This is a genomic window from Streptomyces sp. NPDC058195, from assembly GCF_042883525.1.
Lineage (GTDB): Bacteria > Actinomycetota > Actinomycetes > Streptomycetales > Streptomycetaceae > Streptomyces.
On the sequence record NZ_JBHVVM010000008.1, the window covers coordinates 5,926 to 24,601 of the forward strand.

Annotated in this window: 12 protein-coding genes; 9 read left to right on the plus strand and 3 right to left on the minus strand. The window is 71.4% G+C overall.

From position 1 onward, the window contains the following. From ACFVWY_RS12395 to ACFVWY_RS12435, 9 genes are all read left to right on the plus strand, one after another. Window positions 1-3,379 (plus strand): HAMP domain-containing protein (locus ACFVWY_RS12395; RefSeq protein ID WP_389870390.1); only part of this gene is annotated, 3,379 nt, incomplete at its 5' end. Window positions 3,380-3,623: 244 nt separating this feature from the next. Further along, on the plus strand, window positions 3,624-4,298 hold the full coding sequence (locus ACFVWY_RS12400; RefSeq protein WP_389870393.1) for a two-component system response regulator: 675 nt from the start codon (window positions 3,624-3,626) through the stop codon (window positions 4,296-4,298). A 228-nt stretch (window positions 4,299-4,526) separates the two neighbouring features. Then, window positions 4,527-7,298, plus strand: coding sequence for a DNA translocase FtsK (locus ACFVWY_RS12405; RefSeq protein ID WP_389870395.1), 2,772 nt, complete (start codon window positions 4,527-4,529; stop codon window positions 7,296-7,298). 203 nt (window positions 7,299-7,501) lie between these two features. Next, the gene (locus ACFVWY_RS12410; protein ID WP_389870398.1) at window positions 7,502-8,302 is read left to right on the plus strand and encodes a helix-turn-helix domain-containing protein; all 801 of its coding nucleotides are present in this window, start codon (window positions 7,502-7,504) and stop codon (window positions 8,300-8,302) included. A 147-nt stretch (window positions 8,303-8,449) separates the two neighbouring features. After that, complete coding sequence (gene rimO, locus ACFVWY_RS12415) at window positions 8,450-9,919, plus strand: 30S ribosomal protein S12 methylthiotransferase RimO (protein WP_389870401.1); 1,470 nt, start codon at window positions 8,450-8,452, stop codon at window positions 9,917-9,919. Further along, a complete protein-coding gene (pgsA, locus tag ACFVWY_RS12420) occupies window positions 9,916-10,608 on the plus strand; it encodes a CDP-diacylglycerol--glycerol-3-phosphate 3-phosphatidyltransferase (RefSeq protein ID WP_389870404.1) in 693 nt (230 codons plus the stop codon). The genes rimO and pgsA overlap by 4 nt, the downstream gene beginning before the upstream one ends. Next, a complete protein-coding gene (locus ACFVWY_RS12425) occupies window positions 10,605-11,114 on the plus strand; it encodes a CinA family protein (RefSeq protein WP_389870407.1) in 510 nt (169 codons plus the stop codon). Before pgsA ends, ACFVWY_RS12425 begins: the two co-directional genes overlap by 4 nt. A gap of 109 nt (window positions 11,115-11,223) precedes the next feature. Then, complete coding sequence (locus tag ACFVWY_RS12430; RefSeq protein WP_389870409.1) at window positions 11,224-11,607, plus strand: helix-turn-helix domain-containing protein; 384 nt, start codon at window positions 11,224-11,226, stop codon at window positions 11,605-11,607. Between the two features lie 341 nt (window positions 11,608-11,948). Next, entirely contained in the window at window positions 11,949-12,236 is a 288-nt protein-coding gene (locus tag ACFVWY_RS12435; RefSeq protein WP_389870411.1) for a hypothetical protein, read from the plus strand. Here ACFVWY_RS12435 and ACFVWY_RS12440 read toward each other — a convergent pair. From ACFVWY_RS12440 to ACFVWY_RS12450, 3 genes are all read right to left on the minus strand, one after another. Further along, window positions 12,184-13,062, minus strand: coding sequence for an SDR family NAD(P)-dependent oxidoreductase (locus ACFVWY_RS12440; RefSeq protein ID WP_389870414.1), 879 nt, complete (start codon window positions 13,060-13,062; stop codon window positions 12,184-12,186). The two genes, ACFVWY_RS12435 and ACFVWY_RS12440, sit on opposite strands and share 53 nt — an antisense overlap. A gap of 11 nt (window positions 13,063-13,073) precedes the next feature. Then, the gene (locus ACFVWY_RS12445; RefSeq protein ID WP_389870417.1) at window positions 13,074-13,880 is read right to left on the minus strand and encodes a DNA-formamidopyrimidine glycosylase family protein; all 807 of its coding nucleotides are present in this window, start codon (window positions 13,878-13,880) and stop codon (window positions 13,074-13,076) included. A 106-nt stretch (window positions 13,881-13,986) separates the two neighbouring features. Then, window positions 13,987-18,648 (minus strand): DEAD/DEAH box helicase, encoded by a 4,662-nt coding sequence (locus ACFVWY_RS12450; protein WP_389870420.1) that lies wholly within the window; start codon window positions 18,646-18,648, stop codon window positions 13,987-13,989. Between the last annotated feature and the right edge of the window lie 28 nt (window positions 18,649-18,676).

Below are 18,676 nucleotides of genomic sequence, written 5' to 3' on the forward strand. Positions count from 1 at the left end.
CGACCTGTCGCAGAAGATCGACGTGGACGCGCGGGGCGAGATCCTGGAGCTGAAGAACACCATCAACACGATGGTCGACCAGCTGTCGAACTTCGCCGAGCAGGTGACGCGGGTCGCCCGTGAGGTGGGTACGGAGGGCATCCTCGGCGGCCAGGCCGAGGTGCAGGGAGTCTCCGGCACGTGGAAGGACCTGACCCAGTCCGTCAACCGCATGGCGAACAACCTGACCATGCAGGTCCGCAACATCGCCGAGGTCACCACCGCGGTCGCCAACGGAGACCTCTCCAAGAAGATCACCGTCGACGCGCGGGGCGAGATCCTCGAACTGGTCACGACCGTCAACACCATGGTCGACCAGCTGCTCAACTTCGCCGACGAGGTGACGCGGGTCGCCCGTGAGGTGGGCACCGAGGGCATCCTCGGCGGCCAGGCACGGGTGCCGGGTGCGACGGGCATCTGGAAGGACCTGAGCGACAACGTCAACCTGATGGCCAACAACCTGACCAGCCAGGTGCGGAACATCTCCCGGGTCTCCTCGGCGGTCGCCAACGGCGATCTGCGCAAGAAGGTCACGGTCGAGGCACGCGGCGAGGTCGCCGAGCTCGCGGACACCGTCAACACCATGGTGACGACGCTGTCGTCGTTCGCCGACGAGGTGACGCGGGTCGCCCGTGAGGTGGGCACGGAAGGTGAGCTGGGCGGCCAGGCGCGGGTGCCCGGGGTCTCCGGTACGTGGAAGGACCTGACCGAGTCGGTGAACTCGATGGCGTCCAACCTGACTGGTCAGGTGCGCCAGATCGCCGCGGTCACCACCGCCATCGCCAAGGGCGACCTCACCAAGAAGATCGACATCGATGCCCGGGGCGAGATCCTGGAGCTGAAGAACACCATCAACACGATGGTCGACCAGCTGTCGAGCTTCGCCGAGCAGGTGACCCGGGTGGCCCGCGAGGTGGGCACGGAGGGGCAGCTGGGCGGCCAGGCGCGGGTCAGGGACGTCGACGGCACCTGGCGTGACCTCACCGAGTCGGTGAACGAGATGGCCGGGAACCTCACCCGTCAGGTGCGGGCCATCGCGGCCGTCGCCACCGCGGTGACCCGCGGTGATCTCAACCTGAAGATCGACGTGGACTCGGCCGGCGAGATCCAGGCTCTCCAGGACAACATCAACACCATGATCGCCAACCTGCGCGACACCACGGCGACCAACAAGGAGCAGGACTGGCTCAAGGGCAACCTCGCCCGGATCTCCGGCCTGATGCAGGGCCGCCGTGACCTGGACGACGTGGCCTCGCTGATCATGAGCGAGCTGACCCCGGTCGTCTCCGCGCAGCACGGCGCGTTCTTCCTGGCCATGCCGACCGGCGACACCGGGGTGGGCGCGGACAGCGACGCGGAGGGCTCGTACGAGCTCTGCATGCGCGGCAGCTACGGCTATTCGGCAGGCTCGATGCCGACGTCCTTCCGGCCGGGCGAGACGCTCATCGGCACGGCCGCCGAGGAGAAGCGGACCATTCAGGTGGACAACGTGCCGCCGGGGTACCTGAAGATCTCGTCCGGCCTCGGGGAGGCGCCGCCCGCGCATGTGATCGTGCTGCCGGTGCTCTTCGAGGGGAAGGTCCTCGGCGTGATCGAGCTCGCGTCGTTCCAGCCGTTCACCCACATCCAGCGCGACTTCCTCAACCAGCTCGCCGAAATGATCGCGACGAGCGTCAACACGATCAGCGTCAATACGAAGACGGAGAAGCTTCTCGAACAGTCCCAGGAGCTGGCCGTGCAATTGCGCGACCGTTCCCAGGAGTTGGAGAACCGGCAGAAGGCGCTGCAGGCCTCCAACGCGGAACTGGAGGAGAAGGCCGAACTGCTGGCCCAGCAGAACCGCGACATCGAGGTCAAGAACACCGAGATCGAAGAGGCCCGGCAGGTTCTGGAGGAGCGTGCCGAGCAGCTCGCGGTCTCGATGCGCTACAAGTCCGAGTTCCTGGCCAATATGTCGCACGAGTTGCGTACGCCGCTGAACTCGCTGCTCATCCTGGCGAAGCTGCTCGCGGACAACGCCGAGGGCAATCTCTCGCCGAAGCAGGTGGAATTCGCCGAGACGATCCACGGCGCCGGTTCCGATCTGCTTCAGCTGATCAACGACATTCTCGATCTGACAAAGGTCGAGGCGGGCAAGATGGATGTCAGTCTGACCCGGATCGCGCTGGTCCAGCTGGTGGATTACGTGGAGGCGACCTTCCGGCCGCTCACGGCGGAGAAGGGGCTCGATTTCTCCGTACGGGTATCTCCGGAACTGCCCGCGACGCTGCGTACGGATGAACAGCGGCTGTTGCAGGTGCTGCGGAACCTGTTGTCCAACGCGGTGAAATTCACCGACAGCGGGGCGGTGGAGCTGGTCATCCGGCTCGCGAACGAGGACGTGCCGCACGCCATCCGCGAGCAGCTCCTGGAGGCCGGTTCGCTGCGTGACGCGAGCGCCGATCTGATCGCGTTCTCGGTCACCGACACCGGCATCGGGATCGCGTCCAGCAAGATGCTGGTGATCTTCGAGGCGTTCAAGCAGGCGGACGGCACGACCAGCCGCAAGTACGGCGGCACGGGGCTCGGGCTGTCCATCAGCCGGGAGATCGCCCGGCTGCTGGGCGGCGAGATCCACGCGGCGAGCGAGCCGGGCCGCGGCTCGACGTTCACGCTGTATCTGCCGTTGCACCCGCGGGAGTTGCCGCCGCAGGGCTACCCGCAGGCCGGTGAGGTGTCCGGCACCGGGATCGAGGAGGGGCTGCTGGCGGAGCCCGGCCCGGCCGTGGAGCCGGTGGCCTCGGCACAGGGTTCGGCAGGTGTCTCCGGGCTGATGCGGCGCCGCCGCAAGAGCCTGGAGGGCGCGGAGCGGCGGCCAGCGCTGCCGTCGCGCAGCAGCAGCAGCAGCAGCACGCCGTCGGCGCCGCAGGAGCCGTGGGCGCTTGCCGCGCAGGAGGAGCCCGAGGTCCGCCGGACGTTCCGGTTCCGCGGTGAGAAGGTCCTCATCGTCGACGACGACATCCGCAATGTCTTCGCCCTCACCAGCGTGCTGGAGCAGCACGGGCTCACGGTGCTGTACGCGGAGAACGGCCGGGTCGGGATCGAGGTCCTGGAACAGCACGACGATGTGGCGGTCGTCCTGATGGACATCATGATGCCGGAGATGGACGGTTACGCCACGACGACGGCTATCCGCCGGATGCCGCAGTTCGCCGGGCTGCCGATCGTCGCGTTGACGGCGAAGGCGATGAAGGGGGACCGGGAGAAGGCGATCGAATCCGGTGCTTCCGACTACGTCACCAAGCCCGTCGACCCTGATCATCTTCTTTCCGTAATGGAGCAGTGGATGCATGGGAAGTGATCATTCAGGGAGCGAATCGCGATGAGTTGCTGATCGACTGTGCCCACAGGGGTGTGAGAAGGCGCTGTACGGGGAACCTTCTGGTCCCCCACCGCGTTTCCGCTGTGTGCACAGTGACATCGCGGTGACAGGGTGTGGTGACGGGCGGGGTGCGGCTACCATGACCGGCACAAGGACGGACGGCGTAAGGGAGTCGTCCCCTGGGGCGGCGCCCGGTGCATTTCCGGGGCGAGGAGGACGGGCCATGGTACAGAAGGCCAAGATCCTCCTGGTCGATGACCGGCCGGAGAATCTGCTGGCGCTGGAGGCCATCCTCTCTGCGCTCGATCAGACCCTGGTACGGGCATCGTCAGGGGAGGAAGCGCTCAAAGCGCTGCTCACGGACGATTTCGCGGTCATTCTGCTGGACGTCCAGATGCCAGGCATGGACGGTTTCGAGACCGCCGCGCACATCAAGCGGCGGGAGCGGACACGGGACATCCCGATCATTTTCCTCACTGCGATCAACCACGGCCCGCACCACACCTTCCGGGGTTACGCGGCCGGTGCGGTGGACTACATCTCGAAGCCGTTCGACCCGTGGGTGCTGCGGGCCAAGGTCTCGGTCTTCGTCGAGCTGTACATGAAGAACTGCAAGCTGCGCGAGCAGGCGGCACTGCTCCGGCTCCAGCTGGAGGGTGACGCGGACGACCCCGACCGCGAGGCGGAGCCCGCGGGACTGCTCGCCGAGCTCTCGGCGCGGCTCGCGGCCGTCGAGGAGCAGGCCGAGGCGCTCTCCAAGCAGCTCGACGACGAGTCGGCGGACGCCGCCGCCGTGGCGACCGCCGCCCACCTGGAGCGCAAGCTGACCGGGCTGCGCCGGGCCCTCGACGCCCTGGAGCCCGGCACCGGCAGCAACGCGGCCGCGATGCCCTCGTAGGCCGTCGTCGCGGCACCGGGATCTTAAGCGCGGCGCGATTCCCGGCCGGGGACGGGCGGTTGTCCGGGGTACGGGCCAACTCCCGGCTTCCCGCCGCCGCTCGACGCGTCACGAGGCCAGCGCCCGGCGGTGAACGGGCGTCAGTTCGCGTCCTCCGCACAGCGACACGGACGGGTGAAGCGGTAGTCGCACGTGTTCACGGCCATCAACACCGGTAACCTCGGCACCATGGCCTCACGTACGTCCGGCAAGGGTTCCCAGGGCACGGCGGGCACCGCGAAGAGCGCCGGCCGTAGCGCGGGGCCGGCGAAGAAAGCCGCGCCCGCCAAGAAGTCCGCCGCGAAGAAGTCCGCGCCCGCGAAGAAGGCTCCCGCCAAGAAGGCGCCCCCGCCCCAACCCGCCCCGTCGCCCACCAGCGGTGTGTACCGCGTGGCGCGCGCCGTCTGGCTCGGCACGGCTCACGCCGTCGGCGCGATGTTCCGCGGCGTGGGGCGTGGCGCCAAGGGGCTCGACCCGGCGCACCGCAAGGACGGCCTCGCGCTGCTGCTCCTGGGGCTCGCGCTGATCGTCGCCGCGGGCACCTGGTCGAATCTGCGCGGGCCCGTGGGCGACCTCGTGGAGATGCTCGTCACCGGGGCCTTCGGCCGCCTCGACCTCCTCGTACCGATACTGCTCGGCGCCATCGCCGTCCGGCTGATCCGCTACCCGCAGAAGCCCGAGGCCAACGGCCGCATCGTGATCGGGCTCTCCGCGCTGGTCGTGGGGGTGCTCGGCCAGGTCCACATCGCGTGCGGATCGCCCGGCCGGGAGGACGGCACCACGGCGATGCAGAACGCGGGCGGGCTCATCGGCTGGGCGGCCTCCAAGCCGCTCGTCCACACGATGGGCGAGGTCCTCGCCGTACCGCTGCTGCTGCTGCTGACCGTCTTCGGTCTGCTCGTCGTCACCGCGACACCGGTCAACGCGATCCCGCAGCGACTGCGTCTGCTCGGCACGAAGCTGGGCCTCCTCCACCCGGAGCACGACCCCGGGGCGGACGAGGAGAGCGACGACGAGCGCTACGAGGAGCAGTGGCGCGAGGCGCTGCCCGCCCGCTCCCGCCGCTCCCCGGCGCGCCGCTCCGAGGCCCCCGGCACGTACGACCCCGAACAGGCCGAGGCCGAGGCGCTCTCCAAGCGCCGGCGCCCGCGCAGGCCCTCTGCGCAGCCCGCGATGAACCGCACCATGGACGCGGTGGACGTGGCGGCCGCCGCGGCCGCCGCCCTCGACGGGGCGGTGCTCAACGGCATGCCGCCCTCGCCGGTCGTCGCCGACCTCACGCAGGGCGTCGCCGTCGAGCGCGAGCGCCGGGGCACGCCGGTACCGGGGGCCAGGGAGGCCGAGCGCGGCTCCGGCGCGGGCAAGGGCGGCCGGGCGGAGAAGCCGGCGGTGTCCTCGGGCAGCGTGCCCGACCTGACCAAGACCGTGCCGGACTCGCAGTCCCAGCCGCTGCCCGCCCGCGCCGAGCAGCTCCAGCTCTCCGGTGACATCACCTACGCGCTGCCCTCGCTCGACCTGCTGGAGCGCGGCGGCCCCGGAAAGACCCGCAGCGCCGCCAACGACACCATCGTCGCCGCGCTGACCAACGTCTTCACCGAGTTCAAGGTCGACGCCGCCGTCACCGGCTTCACCCGCGGGCCGACGGTCACGCGGTACGAGGTGGAGCTCGGCCCCGCGGTGAAGGTCGAGCGGATCACCGCGCTCGCCAAGAACATCGCCTACGCCGTCGCCAGCCCCGACGTACGGATCATCTCCCCGATCCCCGGGAAGTCCGCGGTCGGCATCGAGATCCCCAACACGGACCGCGAGATGGTCAACCTCGGCGACGTACTGCGCCTCGCGGACGCGGCGGAGGACGACCATCCGATGCTGGTCGCGCTCGGCAAGGACGTCGAGGGCGGCTACGTCATGGCCAACCTGGCGAAGATGCCGCACGTGCTGGTGGCCGGTGCGACCGGCTCCGGCAAGTCGTCCTGCATCAACTGCCTGATCACCTCGGTCATGGTGCGGGCGACCCCCGAGGACGTCCGGATGGTGCTGGTCGACCCGAAGCGCGTCGAGCTGACCGCGTACGAGGGCATCCCGCACCTGATCACACCGATCATCACCAACCCGAAGCGCGCCGCCGAAGCGCTCCAGTGGGTCGTGCGCGAGATGGACCTGCGCTACGACGACCTCGCCGCGTTCGGGTACCGGCACATCGACGACTTCAACCAGGCCGTCCGCAAGGGCAAGGTCAAGCCGCCGGAGGGCAGCGAGCGGGAACTCTCCCCGTACCCGTACCTGCTGGTGATCGTCGACGAGCTCGCCGACCTGATGATGGTGGCGCCGCGCGACGTGGAGGACGCCATTGTGCGGATCACCCAGCTGGCCCGCGCCGCCGGTATCCATCTGGTCCTCGCCACACAGCGGCCCTCGGTCGACGTCGTGACCGGTCTGATCAAGGCGAACGTACCCTCCCGGCTGGCCTTCGCGACCTCTTCGCTGGCCGACAGCCGCGTCATCCTCGACCAGCCCGGCGCCGAGAAGCTCATCGGCAAGGGCGACGGCCTCTTCCTGCCGATGGGAGCGAACAAGCCCACCCGAATGCAGGGCGCCTTCGTCACCGAGGAGGAGGTCGCGGCCATCGTCCAGCACTGCAAGGACCAGATGGCGCCGGTCTTCCGTGAGGACGTGGTGGTCGGTACCGCCAGGAAGAAGGAGATCGACGAGGAGATCGGCGACGACCTGGACCTGCTCTGCCAGGCCGCCGAACTGGTCGTCTCCACGCAGTTCGGATCCACCTCGATGCTCCAGCGCAAGCTCCGGGTCGGCTTCGCCAAGGCCGGCCGGCTGATGGACCTGATGGAGTCACGGAACATCGTCGGGCCGAGCGAGGGGTCGAAGGCCCGGGACGTCCTCGTGAAACCTGACGAGCTGGACGGGGTGTTGGCCGTCATCCGCGGGGAATCCGCCCCCTAGGTGAAGTACGGGCAACCCTTTCGTCGGGTCGTACGTCAACTTGAGGGGAGGGACGGCAGAATTGTCATCCCGGGACGGTCCGGGGAATCGGACGGTGTTCGAGTCCGATGGAGGACAAAGCCCCTCCTCCCGGTTGCCCCACCCTTTCGTCACCCCCCTAGACTGAACACCCAGCAGGTGGCTCACGCTCGAAAGGCGCCCCCGTGTCCATCGGCAACTCCCCCGAAGACGACCGGCCTTCGATCGGTCGAGCGCTCCAGCAGGCTCGTATCGCCGCAGGTCTCACGGTCGAAGAGATCAGTTCGTCCACCCGGGTGCGCATCCCCATCGTGCACGCGATCGAGGAGGACGACTTCTCCCGCTGCGGCGGCGACGTGTACGCCCGCGGCCATGTCCGAATCCTCGCGCGTGCCGTCGGCCTCGACGCGGACCAGCTGGTCGCGCAGTACGACGCGGAACACGGCGGCCGTCCCGCGCCCACGCCCGCGGCCCCGCTGTTCGAGGCCGAACGCATCCGTTCCGAACCCCGTCGGCCGAACTGGACGGCGGCCATGGTCGCGGCGATCGTCGCCGTCGTCGGGTTCGTCGGCTTCACCGCTCTGAAGGGCGGTGACGACACGTCCGGGTCCACGCAGCTCGCGGAGGGCTCGACGGCCGACACGAAGACGCCCGCGCCGAAGACCCACAAGCCCGTCGACCCCAAGCCCGCTCCCTCCGACAGCGCCATCGCCGCCGCTCCCAGGGACAAGGTGACGGTCCGGCTCGACGCCAGTCAGGGCAAGAGCTGGATCTCCGCCAAGGACCACAACGGGCGGCTGCTCTTCGACGGACTGCTGCTCCAGGGGCAGACCAAGACCTTCCAGGACCAGGAGCGGGTCGATCTCGTCCTCGGCGACGCCGGTTCGATCGATCTCTTCGTGAACGGCAAGAAGGTCGAGGACACGTTCCGGCCGGGCCAGGTCGAGCGGCTCTCCTACACCAAGGGCGACCCGGCGGTCGGCTGAAACGTACACGCAGCGTTTCCCCGCACGGCATCGACGACGCGGCGAGCGCCCGGCAACCCCGCCGGGCGCTCGCCGCGTTTGTTACTCGGTGTAACGGAGGAACCCTGCGCGGCAGGACGAGTGCCGGGACAAAGTAGTCTTGAGTCCATGCCCGAACGCCGTACCGTCGCCCTTGTCACTCTTGGCTGCGCCCGTAACGAGGTGGACTCGGAGGAGCTCGCAGGCCGCTTGGCAGCGGACGGCTGGGAGCTCGTCCAGGACGCCGCCGACGCGGATGTCGCCGTCGTCAACACCTGCGGATTCGTCGAGGCCGCCAAGAAGGACTCCGTCGACGCCCTCCTCGAAGCCAATGATCTGAAGGACCACGGCAGGACCCAGGCCGTGGTCGCCGTCGGCTGCATGGCCGAGCGCTACGGCAAGGACCTCGCCGAGGCCCTGCCCGAGGCGGACGGCGTCCTCGGATTCGACGACTACGCCGACATCTCCGACCGCCTCCAGACCATCCTCAGCGGCGGCATCCACGCCGCGCACACCCCACGCGACCGCCGCAAGCTGCTGCCGGTCAGCCCGGCCGAGCGGCAGGACGCCGCCGTGGCCCTGCCCGGTCACGCCCAGGAGGCCGCACCGGCTCCCGAGGACCTCCCCGAGGGTGTGGCCCCGGTCTCCGGACCGCGGGCGCCGCTGCGCCGACGGCTGGGCACCAGCCCTGTCGCCTCGGTGAAGCTCGCCTCCGGCTGCGACCGCCGCTGCTCCTTCTGCGCCATCCCCTCCTTCCGCGGCTCCTTCATCTCGCGGCGCCCCTCCGACGTGCTCCAGGAGACCCGCTGGCTGGCCGAGCAGGGGGTCAAGGAGGTCATGCTGGTCTCCGAGAACAACACCTCGTACGGCAAGGACCTCGGCGACATCCGGCTGCTGGAGACGCTGCTGCCGGAGCTCGCCGACGTCGAGGGCATCGAGCGGATCAGGGTCAGCTACCTCCAGCCGGCCGAGATGCGGCCCGGCCTGATCGACGTGCTGACCTCGACGCCCAAGGTCGCGCCCTACTTCGACCTGTCCTTCCAGCACTCCGCCCCCGGTGTGCTGCGCGCGATGCGCCGCTTCGGCGACACCGACCGCTTCCTGGAGCTGCTGGACACCATCCGGAGCAAGGCCCCCGAGGCCGGTGCGCGCTCCAACTTCATCGTGGGCTTCCCCGGTGAGACCGAGGCCGACGTGGCGGAGCTGGAACGCTTCCTCACCGGCGCCCGGCTCGATGCCATCGGCGTCTTCGGCTACTCCGACGAGGAAGGCACCGAGGCGGCCGGCTACGAGAACAAGCTGGACGAGGACGTGATCGCCGAGCGGCTGGCGCACATCTCGCAGCTGGCCGAGGAGCTGACCTCGCAGCGCGCCGAGGAGCGGATCGGCGAAACGCTCCAGGTGCTCGTGGAGTCCGTGGACGACGAGGACGGCGCGGTGGGCCGTGCGGCGCACCAGGCGCCCGAGACGGACGGCCAGGTGCTCTTCACGGCACGCGAGGGCCTGGTGCCCGGCCTTATGGTCGAGGCGAAGGTCGTCGGCACCGAGGGAGTGGACCTGGTGGCCGAGTGTTCTGGACACGTGGAGGCAGCCAGATGACGGGAGCCCCGGCATCCGCGGCAGGCGGCTCCGGCGCGAAGCCGGTCCGCGGCGGCAAGCTGGGTACGGCGGCCGTCAATCAGGCCAGTCTCTGGAACATCGCCAATCTGCTGACCATGCTGCGGCTGGTGCTGGTGCCCGGCTTCGTCCTGCTGCTGCTCCACAACGGCGGGTACGACCCGGTCTGGCGGTCCTTCGCCTGGGCGGCCTTCGCCGTCGCGATGATCACCGATCTGTTCGACGGTCATCTGGCACGTACGTACAACCTGGTCACCGACTTCGGCAAGATCGCCGACCCGATCGCCGACAAGGCGATCATGGGCGCGGCGCTGGTCTGCCTGTCGTATCTCGGCGATCTGCCGTGGTGGGTCACGGGCGTGATCCTCTTCCGTGAGCTCGGCATCACGCTGATGCGTTTCTGGGTGATCAGGCACGGGGTGATTCCGGCCAGCCGTGGCGGCAAGATGAAGACGCTGGCGCAGGGGACCGCCGTCGGGATGTACGTTCTGGCGCTGACCGGTCCGCTCGCCACACTGCGCTTCTGGGTGATGGCGGTGGCCGTCCTGCTGACGGTGATCACCGGTCTGGACTACGTGCGCCAGGCGGTCGTGCTGCGCCGCAGGGGTCTGGCCGCGGAGCGGGCTGCCGCGGGAGCCGGGAGCCGCGGTTCGGCGGAGGCCGGGCGGTGACATCCGCCGCCGGGGTACTGGCGCTGCTCGGGGAGCGGGGCGAGAGCCTCGCCGTCGCCGAGTCGCTGACCGGCGGCCTGGTCGCGGCGGAGCTCACCTCCGTGCCGGGTGCCTCACGGTCCTTCCGGGGCTCCGTGACGGTGTACGCGACGCCGCTGAAGCGGGACGTCCTGGGGGTGGACGGAGATCTGCTCGCGGCGCGCGGCGCGGTCGACCCGGAGGTGGCGCGGCAGATGGCGGCAGGGGTGCGGCGCGTTCTCGGCGCGGACTGGGGCGTGGCGACGACGGGGGTCGCGGGCCCCGATAAGCAGGACGGCAAGGCCGTGGGCACGGTGTACGTTGCGGTGTCCGGACCGGACGGCTCGGAGAATGTGGCCGAGCTGAGGTTGAACGGCGGACGGACGGACATTCGTAGAGAGAGCGTACGAAGTGCGCTCACGCTGCTTTCGGCGGAACTCGGCAAGAACGCAAGGGCACAGGATACGGAACAGAACGGGGGGAATTGATGTTTGCAGCCCTGAGTGAACACGACATCGCTCCCCGCACGGCCGCCGCGCGAGGCGGTACGGTGGGGCGTGAAGGATGCGGCTACGCGGTCCGAGGAGGGAGCCACCGATGATTCTGCTCCGTCGCCTGCTTGGTGACGTGCTGCGTCGGCAGCGCCAGCGCCAAGGCCGTACTCTGCGCGAAGTCTCCTCGTCCGCCCGAGTCTCGCTCGGCTATCTCTCCGAGGTGGAGCGGGGGCAGAAGGAGGCATCCTCCGAACTGCTCTCCGCCATTTGCGACGCGCTTGACGTACGGATGTCCGAGCTCATGCGTGAAGTGAGCGATGAGCTGTCGCTGGCCGAACTGGCCGAGTCGGCAGCAGCCAGCGATCCGGTCCCCGCGCCGGTGCGGCCCATGCTCAATTCCGTCTCCGTGACCTCGGTGGCCGGTGTGCCGTCGGGTCGGGTGACCATCAAGGCGCCCGCGGAAGCGGTGGATGTCGTCGCCGCCTGACCTCTTCGGTCTGGTGGCCAGCGAAGCCCCGGTCGTCCCCCGAGGACGGCCGGGGCTTTCGTGCGCCCGGTCCCTGTCCGCGCCCACGGTGTACGGCCCGCTCTGGATGCGGTACGGGGGCTGCCGGGCGAGACTGCGGGGAGCGGACACCGGCCGGGCCGCGGTCCGGCCGGTGCGCCGGAATCCCCGGCAAGCGCGCGGGCGGCCCGGGGCCACGCGGATCACGCCGGTGGTGCGCCGATGCGCCCTCCCGCCGGGCGGGCGTGCCGCACTAGGGTCTGGCGTCGCCCGGCGGGCGACAGCACGACGACCGGTCGTGGGCCCGGCAGGAGGAGGCAGCCATGGTACGGCGATGGGTGCCGCCGCTCGTGCTCGGCGGGCTGTGGTGGTGGGCCGTGCTGCGGCTCGTGCTGGTCCCGGCCGACGCGGGGCTCGTCGAGGGGGCGGTCGCGGCGGGCGGATGGGGGCTGAGCCTGCTGCCGGTGCACGCGGCCGCGGCCGCGGGGCCCCCGGGGGCAGGGACGGGCGGCCGGTGGGGTGCTGGGGCGCTGCGGGGGGCGGAGCGGGCCCTGCGGGCTACCAGGGCATGGCTACGCCACCGTTCGGGCGGAGGATCTGGCCGGTCATGAAGGCCGAGGCGTCCGACGCGAGGTGGAGCACCGTGTGGGCCACGTCCTCCGGCTCACCCACTCGCCCGAGCGGCGAGAGCCGCGCCATGGTCGCCTCCACCCGTTGCTGCCGGTCCGCTTCGTGGCGGGCGGTCATGGGCGTACGGATCCAGCCCGGGGCGACGGCGTTGACCCGGATCGCGTGCGGCCCCAGTTCGGTCGCCAGCGTCTTCGTCAGCTGGACGACCGCCGCCTTGGCCACGCTGTAGCAGAGCAGGCCGGGACCGGCGGAGTCGACGGCTCCCGAGGCCATGGTGACCAGTGAGCCGGGGGAGCCTCGCTCGATCATGCCGCGGGCCACTTCCTGGCAGGCGTACAGCACGCCCTTGAAGTTGACCGCGAGGACGCGGTCGAGGTCCTGGTCCGAGGTCTCCAGGACGCTGCTCGTGTGCATGATCCCGGCGACGGCCGCCAGAATGTCGAGCTCGCCCGCCGCCACCACCGCGGCCCGGACCTGAGCGCGGTCGGTGACATCGAGGACATGGATGCGGGCCGGGGCGGCGCCGCCCGCCGCGCCGACCAGCCGCAGTGTCTCCCGCAGGCCCTTCTCGTCGACGTCCGCGCAGTGCACGGTGGCACCCGCGGATCCGAGCAGGACGGCGCAGGCCCGGCCGATGCCGCCCGCCGCGCCGGTGACGAACGCGGAACGGCCGGTGAGGTCGTACGCGGAGGGAACCGTGGACGCATGAGCGGCCCGGTCCGTGGGAGGGTGCGCGGACGGGTCCTTGGGAGGGCGCGCGGTGAGGGACATGACGGGACGGTACGACCGGATCTGACGGGTCGTCAACGGTTCGCTGGTTACGGGGTGGGGCCCGACTGGCAGCGCGGACACCAGTAGGCGGGGCGGCCGTTCTGGTCCGCGGTGCGGACGGGGGTGCCGCAGCGCAGACAGGGGCGGCCGGTCCTGCCGTACACCCAGAGCCGTTCCTTCGGGGCGCTGCCGGGGGCGCGGTGGGCCGGGGCGGTGGTGGTGCGTACGGGGCGGTCGCGGTTGGCTTCGAGGAGCTGTCTGGCCGTGGTGACCAGCCGCGCGGCGGTGGGGGCGGGCAGGCCGCCGATGGGGAGCCAAGGGGTGGCGCGGGCCAGGAAACAGAGCTCGGCCTGGTAGACGTTGCCGATTCCGGCGAGATTGCGCTGGTCCAGCAGCGCCTCGCCGAGCGGGCGGCCGGGGTCGGCGAGCAGATTGCGCAGGGCGGTGGCGGCGTCCCAGTCAGGGCCGAGCAGATCGGGGCCGAGATGGCCGACCGCCTTCTCCTCGTCCCGGGTGCGGAGAAGTTCGAGGACGGGCAGCCGGTAGCCGACCGCCGTGTGCTCCGTGTTGCCGAGGACGGCGCGGATCTGGTGGGCGGGGCCGCCGCGCCACCGCTCGCCGGTGGCGTAGACGCGCCAGGCACCGTCCATCCGGAGATGGCTGTGCAGGGTGAGACCGCCCTCGACGCGGGTGAGGAGATGCTTGCCGCGCGCTACCGCGCCCAGCACCTTCCGGCCGGTGAGGTCGGCGGTGGCGAACCGGGGTACGCGCAGGTCACAGCGGGTGAGCGTCCGGTCGGCGAGCGCGGTGTGCAGACGTCCGGCCGTCTGCAGGACGGTGTCTCCTTCGGGCATGTCTCCATGATGCGGGCGGGAAGGGGCGCGGGCCCAGAACCCCTGGAGGGCCGGGGCGCGTCCGCTCCCGGCCGCGGGGTGGGCGGCGCCGCGTCCCCCTACGGGCTCAGGCGCGCAGGCGCAGTCCTCTCGGCGTGGCCAGGAAACCGGCAGCCTCCAGGGTGCGGCCGAGCGGGGAGGTCAGCGAGGGCACACCGTTGGTGCGTTCCACCGTGACCGTGCCGAGGGCCCCCGAGCGGGCGGCCGCCGCCAGCGCCGCGGCGGCGGCGAGGAGCATGGGGTCGTCCGGGCCGGTGGACCAGGCGAGCAGCGTCTTGCCGCCGCGCTCCATGTACATCGTCAGCTCGCCGTCGGCCAGCACCACCAGGGAGCCCGCCTTGCGGCCGGGCTTGTGGGCGGCGCCGTCCGGCGGCTCGGGCCAGGGCAGGGCAGCCCCGTACGCGTTGGCGGGGTCGGCGGCGGCGAGGACCAGGACCTGCGGTGCGGCGCCCGGCTCCCGGCGGTCACGGGCGGTGGACGCGGCACGCAGCCGGTCCACCGCGCCGTCCATCGCGAACTGTGCCGCCCCCAGCCCTTCGACCACATAGCCCCGGCGGGCCTGCCCGTTGTCCTCGAAGGCGGACAGAACGCGGTACGTCGCGGAGAAGCCGCCTTCGACCCCCTCGGCCTGGACCGCACCGCGGGTCACCACACCATGGCGGTCGAGAAGCGTACGGGCCAGGGCGTGGGCGCGGTGCGTGGGCTCGGGCTCGGTGGCGGGCAGCAGCGACCAGCGGCCCGAGACGGTCGGCGGCCCGGTGCGGGAGGCGGGCCGGGCGGAGGCGGGCGAGCCGTACCGGCCGCGCGGCACGCTGCGTCTGGCCCGGTGCGCCGTCGCCCCCGCCGTACGGCCGGAGCCCAGCAGGGACCGCAGGGGGGCGAGCGTGTCATTGGTGAGCCTGCCCGACCAGGCCAGCTCCCAGAGGGCGTCGGCCAGTTGCGGATCGGTGCAGTCCGGATGGGTGGTGGCGCGGACCTGATCGGCGATCTGCCGGAAGAACAGGCCGTACCCGCCGCTCAGGGCGGTCAGGACGGACGCGTGCAACGCGCCGGGCTCCAGCGGATGCGGGGGCGGCAGGAGCAGCGGAGCACTGTCGGCCAGGTAGAGCGAGAGCCAGCCGTCCTTGCCGGGGAGGGCGCCCGCACCGGCCCAGATGACCTCGCCGGTCGTGGTCAGCTCGTCGAGCAGCGCGGGGGTGTAGTCCGTGACCCGGCCCGGCAGGATCAGCTTCTCCAGAGCTGACGCCGGGACCGGCGCGCCCTGCAACTGCTCGACGGCACGGGCCAGCCCGTCTATGCCGCGCAGGCTGTTGCCGCCGAGGTGCTGCCACTGCGGGAGGAACCCGGCGAGGGCGGCGGGCGGGACCGGCTCCAGCTCGTGCCGGAGCGCGGCGAGCGAACGGCGGCGCAGTCGGCGCAGCACGTCCGCGTCGCACCATTCCTGGCCGATCCCGGCGGGGTGGAACTCGCCCTGGACGACCCGGCCGGTCCCGGCGAGCCGTTGCAGCGCCCCGTCGGTGACCGCGGTGCCGAGGCCGAAGCGGGCGGCGGCGCCGTGGGACGTGAACGGGCCGTGCGTGCGGGCGTAGCGGGACAGGAGGTCACCCAGCGGGTCCTTCACCGGCTCGGTGAACGCCTCGGGGACGCCGACCGGGAGGGCGGTGCCCAGGGCGTCCCGCAGGCGGCCCGCGTCCTCGATCGCGGCCCAGTGGTCCGCCCCGCCGATCCGGACCCGGATGGCCCGGCGGGCCGCGGCCAGCTCCGGGGCCCATGACGGGCGGGCGCCGCGCTCGGCCAGCTCCTCGTCGGTGAGCGGGCCGAGGACCCGGAGGAGGTCGGCGACGCCTTCGGCGTCCTTGATCCGGCGGTCCTCGGTCAGCCACTGGAGCTCCCGCTCCAGCTCGGTCAGCACCTCCGCGTCGAGCAGCTCGCGCAGCTCCGCCCGGCCCAGGAGCTCCGCCAGGAGACGGGAGTCCAGGGAGAGGGCGGCGGCCCTCCGTTCGGCCAGCGGCGAGTCGCCCTCGTACAGGAACTGGGCCACGTACCCGAACAGGAGCGAGCGGGCGAAGGGGGAGGGCTCCGGGGTGGTCACCTCGACGAGCCGGACGCGCCGCGCTTCGAGGTCGCCCATGAGCTCCGTGAGCCCGGGGACGTCGAAGACGTCCTGGAGGCATTCGCGGACCGCCTCCAGGACGATCGGGAAGGAGCCGAACTCCGAGGCGACCTGGAGCAGCTGAGCGGCGCGCTGGCGCTGCTGCCACAGCGGGGTGCGCTTTCCGGGGCTGCGGCGCGGCAGCAGCAGGGCGCGGGCCGCGCATTCGCGGAACCGGGAGGCGAACAGGGCCGAGCCGCCGACCTGGTCGGTGACGATCTGTTCGATGTCCCCCTGGTCGAACGTCACGTCTGCCGCGCCTACGGGCGGTTGCTCGCTGTCGAAGGAGAAGGCCGGTGGTGGGGCCGGGGCCGTGGACGCCCCCCGGTCCGGGTCCTGGGGATCGAAATCCAGGAGGTCCAGGCCCATCAGATCGGCGTCGGGCAGCCGGAGCACGATGCCGTCGTCGGCATGCATCACCTGAGCGTCCATACCGTAGCGCTCGGCGAGGCGGGCACCGAGCGCGAGCGCCCACGGGGCGTGGACCTGCGCGCCGAACGGGGAGTGGACCACGACCCGCCAGTCCCCCAGCTCGTCGCGGAAACGCTCGACGAGAATCGTCCGGTCGTCCGGCACATGGCCGCAGGCGCGGCGCTGTTCGTCGAGATACGCAAGGGTGTTGTCGGCGGCCCAGGTGTCGAGACCGGCGGCGAGCAGCCGCGCACGGGCGTCCTCGGGCGCCAGCCCGCCGATCTCGCGGAGGAACGCCCCCAGGGCACGTCCCAGCTCCAGCGGACGGCCCAGCTGGTCGCCCTTCCAGAACGGCAGCCGTCCGGGAACGCCGGGAGCGGGCGAGACCAGGACCCGGTCGCGGGTGATGTCCTCGATCCGCCAGGACGTGGTGCCGAGCGTGAAGACGTCGCCGACGCGGGACTCGTACACCATCTCCTCGTCGAGCTCGCCGACCCGGCCGCCGCCCTTCTTGGGGTCGGCTCCGGCGAGGAAGACCCCGAAGAGACCGCGGTCGGGAATCGTCCCTCCGGAGGTGACGGCGAGCCGCTGAGCGCCCGGCCGCCCCGTGACCGTACCGGCCACCCGGTCCCAGACCACGCGCGGGCGGAGCTCGGCGAAGGCGTCGGAGGGATAGCGGCCCGCGAGCATGTCCAGCACGGCGGTGAACGCGGAATCGGGCAGTGAGGCGAAGGGCGCGGCGCGGCGGACCGTCTCCAGCAGCTCGTCCACCTGCCAGACGTCCAGGGCGACCATGGCGACCAGCTGCTGGGCCAGCACGTCCAGGGGGTTGGCGGGGACGCGGAGCGCCTCGATGGATCCCTCGCGCATCCGTTCGGTGACCACGGCCGACTGCACCAGATCGCCCCGGTACTTCGGGAAGACCACGCCGGTGGAGACCGCGCCGACCTGATGCCCGGCCCGGCCGACCCGTTGCAGGCCGGAGGCGACCGACGGCGGGGACTCCACCTGGATCACGAGATCGACCGCCCCCATGTCGATGCCCAGCTCCAGGCTGGAGGTGGCGACGACGGCGGGCAGCCTGCCCGCCTTCAGGTCCTCCTCGACCTGGGCGCGCTGTTCCTTGGAGACCGAGCCGTGGTGGGCGCGGGCGAGCAGCGCGGGGGCGCCCTTCGCCGCACCGGACTCGGCCATGAGCTCGGCGGGGGAGTGGGACTCGGCCAACGGCTCGCCGGTCAGCCGCTCGTACGCGATCTCGTTGAGGCGGTTGCACAGCCGCTCGGCCAGGCGCCGGGAATTGGCGAAGACGATGGTGGAGCGGTGCTTCTGGACGAGATCGACGATCCGCTCCTCGACATGGGGCCAGATCGACGGCTTGTCCGCCTGCGCCGCCTGGTCCGGGCCGCTGGCGGGGGAGCCGCCGAGCTCCCCCAGATCCTCGACCGGCACGACCACCGACAGGTCGAACCGCTTGGTGGACGGCGGCTGGACGACCTCCACCCGGCGCCTGGGCGAGAGGAAGCGCGCCACCTCGTCGACCGGACGGACCGTGGCCGACAGGCCGATCCGCCGTGCGGGACGGGGCAGCAGCTCGTCGAGGCGCTCCAGCGAGACGGCGAGGTGGGCGCCGCGCTTCGTACCCGCCACGGCGTGCACCTCGTCGAGGATCACCGTCTCGACACCGGACAGCGCCTCCCGGGCCGAGGAGGTCAGCATCAGGAACAGCGATTCGGGCGTGGTGATCAGGATGTCCGGCGGGCGGGCCGCCATCGAGCGGCGCTCGGCGGACGGGGTGTCCCCGGAGCGGATGCCCACCCGTACCTCCGGCTCGGACAGCCCGAGGCGCACCGACTCCTGGCGGATACCGGTCAGCGGCGAACGGAGGTTGCGCTCGACGTCGACCGCGAGCGCCTTGAGGGGCGAGACGTACAGGACGCGGCAGCGCTTCCTCGCTTCGGCGGGCGGTGGCACGGACGCCAGCGCGTCCAGCGAGGCGAGGAACGCGGCGAGGGTCTTGCCGGAACCGGTCGGCGCGACGACCAGCACATCCGACCCCTCGGCGATCGCCCGCCAGGCACCCTCCTGCGCGGCGGTGGGCGCGCTGAAGGCCCCCGTGAACCAGCTGCGGGTCGCGGGGGAGAACGAATCGAGTGCGGAAGGGGCCATGTCCCCCATCGTGCACCCCGCCACTGAC